Source organism: Planosporangium thailandense, from assembly GCF_011947195.1.
Lineage (GTDB): Bacteria > Actinomycetota > Actinomycetes > Mycobacteriales > Micromonosporaceae > Planosporangium > Planosporangium thailandense.
The window spans coordinates 1-1,093 of record NZ_JAATVY010000078.1; the positions used below are offsets into that span (position 1 = coordinate 1).

Consider the following 1,093-nt stretch of genomic DNA (forward strand, 5'->3'; position numbering starts at 1 on the left):
TGGTGTTGGGTGCGACGGTGACGGTCTGGCTGCATTGGGCGTTGTCGTTGCCGGTGGGCGTGCCCTGCAGCGCCTGCGCGCCGGAGTGTGCGTGCCCGGCCACGACGCCCGCCGCCGCGGTGCAGGACCAGCCGGACAGGCCCGACTCGAAGCCCGGGTTGGTGATGGTCTCCGTGTCCGCCGAAGCGGGACCGACGATCAGGGCGACCGCACCGGCGACGGTGGCCGCGACCGCACCTACGGCCAGCACACGTTGGTATCCGCGCATGGACAGCTCCTCTGGACGCGACCGGGCGGTCGCTGAGATGAGCATCGATGGAACCCGACACCCAAATTAATGTCAAGGTTTCTTAACTGATTAGCCGCCAGCCGCCCAACCTCGACGAGCGGCACCCCGGCCGGCTGAACATTTAACAAACTTTCCGGTACTGCTCGCCCCACCACCAGGGAGAGCCCCATGCCCCGATACCTGAGATCGACCATCGCCGTCGCCCTGCTGACCGTCGCCACCGTCGCCGTGCCGACCCCCGCCCGGGCCGCCACCCGGCTGACCGCCACCCTGTCCACCACCGACAACGGCTCGCGGTGGCTGGACAAGTACGTGGTCACCAACCCCACCGGCACGCCCATCACCGGCTGGACGCTGGAGTTCGACCTGCCCACCGGCGCCATGATCTGGGAGATGTCCGGCGAAAGCGGAACCCTGATGGGCGCGGTCGACACCGGCCTGCGCTGACCGACTCCCCGCCGGCCGGCCGCCACGCAGGCCCGGCCGGCGGGCACACCCCCGTCATATCCTCCGCAGCCTTCGAAGGAGCCCGCACCATGCGAAGACCCGTACGCCCGGCGTTGGCCGTCCTCGCGGCGACCGCCGCGGTGGCCGGCATCTCGATCGCCGCCACCTCCGCCTCGGCGGACACCGAGACCGTCACCAACGCCGGCTTCGAAGCCGGCCTGACCGGCTGGTCCTGCACCGCGGCGGCGGGCGTCGTGGCCGGGCACGCACACTCCGGCGCGCAGGCGCTGCAGGGCACGCCCGCCGGCAACGACAACGCCCAATGCAGCCAGACGGTCGCCGTGGCGCCGAACACCG

1 protein-coding gene and 2 pseudogenes are annotated in these 1,093 nt (G+C 71.2%); 2 read left to right on the plus strand and 1 reads right to left on the minus strand.

The features are described 5' to 3' along the window. Positions 1 to 268, minus strand: a pseudogene (locus HC031_RS32175) (chitinase); the annotation flags it as partial. A 189-nt stretch (positions 269 to 457) separates the two neighbouring features. Between HC031_RS32175 and HC031_RS32180 the strand changes: the two are divergent. After that, positions 458 to 736: a hypothetical protein gene (locus tag HC031_RS32180; RefSeq protein WP_167929230.1), complete on the plus strand. Its 279-nt coding sequence runs from the start codon at positions 458 to 460 to the stop codon at positions 734 to 736. Between the two features lie 89 nt (positions 737 to 825). Next, positions 826 to 1,093: pseudogene (locus tag HC031_RS32185) on the plus strand (hypothetical protein); the annotation flags it as partial.

Excerpts from the sequence above, each read along its gene's own strand:
- HC031_RS32180 (WP_167929230.1), top strand. The coding sequence starts at position 458 with ATGCCCCGATACCTGAGATCGACCATCGCCGTCGCCCTGCTGACCGTC.